Source organism: Paraburkholderia humisilvae, from assembly GCF_902859855.1.
In the GTDB taxonomy this organism is placed as follows: Bacteria; Pseudomonadota; Gammaproteobacteria; order Burkholderiales; family Burkholderiaceae; genus Paraburkholderia; species Paraburkholderia humisilvae.
Window position 1 is genome coordinate 1 of record NZ_CADIKH010000322.1, and the last position, 1,502, is coordinate 1,502.

Sequence of the window (1,502 nt, forward strand, 5' to 3'; positions counted from 1 at the left end):
ATATCTGCTCTTCTTCTGGTGCCAAAGTGATTCCCGCTACAAAAAATGGTGGGAATCACTTTGGCGTGTCACGCCTGTTCATTCAAGGCTGGCCGCCACGAGTTGCTTACGTCCGAACGAATGAGGCCACCTCTGCAGGGCTTCATCAAGGCACGCATCGCTCAGGCCAAGCAGTTTCTGCTTTCCACCGCCGGAATGCTGGCGAGGTACCAGTCCCAGCCACGCGGCAAGCTGCCTTCCGTTGTCGAAGTTCTTTGCATCCCCGACGCTCGCCGCCAGCGCGCTCGCTGTGATCGGGCCGATCCCGGGCACCTGTTCGAGCCGACGCCTGGTCTCGTTGTCACGATGCCAGGCCTTGATCTGAATCTCGATCTCGTTGACCTGTCGATCGAGTAACTTCAGGTGCTCGAGCAGTCGATCGATGAGCTGCCGGAATGCACCTGGTAACTCATTGCTCGCATCTTCGATCAGTTCGGGCACAGGTAGAGCGATGTTGTAGGCAATGCCTTGCGGCACAATGAGACCGTACTCACCCAGCAGACCACGAATCTGATTAGTCTGAGCGGTGCGTGCCTTGATGAAGCCCTGCCGCACGCGGTGCAGTGACAGAACACTCCGCTGCTCGATGTTTTTTACGGGTACAACCGCATCGTCGGCTGCGTCACAGCCTCGCAGATGGCTTGCGCATCGGCTACGTCGTTTTTGTTGCTTTTCACATACGGCTTCACGAACTGCGGCGCCATCAGTCGAACCGTGTGGCCCAGTGCCTGAAGTTTGCGAGCCTAATGGTGGGCGCTACCACAGGCTTCCATGCCGATCAGGTACGCTGGAAGGTTAGCGAAGAACGCCGTAACCTGCTCGCGCCGCAACTGCTTGCGCAGTACCGCTTTCCCGCGCTCGTTCGCCCCGTGAACCCGAAGCCAGATCAATCCCAACTGTCGTAATTTGCATGGTGACGCCCCTTCCGGTTTGAGTGATTGATGACATTTCCACTTTGGCACATTCATGCCTTCATCGATGGGGGCGTCCATCCCATTGCTTACTCTGCCGTAGAGGTGTTGGGCTTGGTTCCCCGGGAGGTCGGCAAGTAGGGGCGTCGCGAGATTCCGTTTGCGCGAGAGGTCCGTTCGGATGAAGTCGACGAGAGCGAGCAATTCATAAAGCCACTGGTCTCGTCGAGCCGCTATGCGAACCAACTAAAGGTGGATATAAACAAGCTGCTCTATCCAGAGCGTGAACAATGATTTGCGGCTATCGATTGGCGGCTTTTGCGATTTTTTAAGGAAATGCTCAGCTTTGATAGATGGAATACCACTGCAGGCCCATTTGCAATCCATATAAAGACGATTTGCCATCGGTGGCCCCCTTCAGGTGTGTTCCTGCAAATTGGGAAGGCCTGATATAGTAAGCCTCAATAGTCGCACCAGACCCTACGGGATTGAGTCTGATTGTGAGCCCGAATCCGGTTGTGTGATTCGTTCATGAAATGCTTCGAATGCTTC

At 55.3% G+C, this 1,502-nt stretch carries 1 pseudogene; it reads right to left on the reverse strand.

Annotated features, from left to right (window positions below):
• Positions 1-159 precede the first annotated feature (159 nt).
• A pseudogene (locus HV796_RS42255) lies at positions 160-951 on the reverse strand (IS110 family RNA-guided transposase); the annotation flags it as partial.
• Positions 952-1,502: the final 551 nt, after the last annotated feature.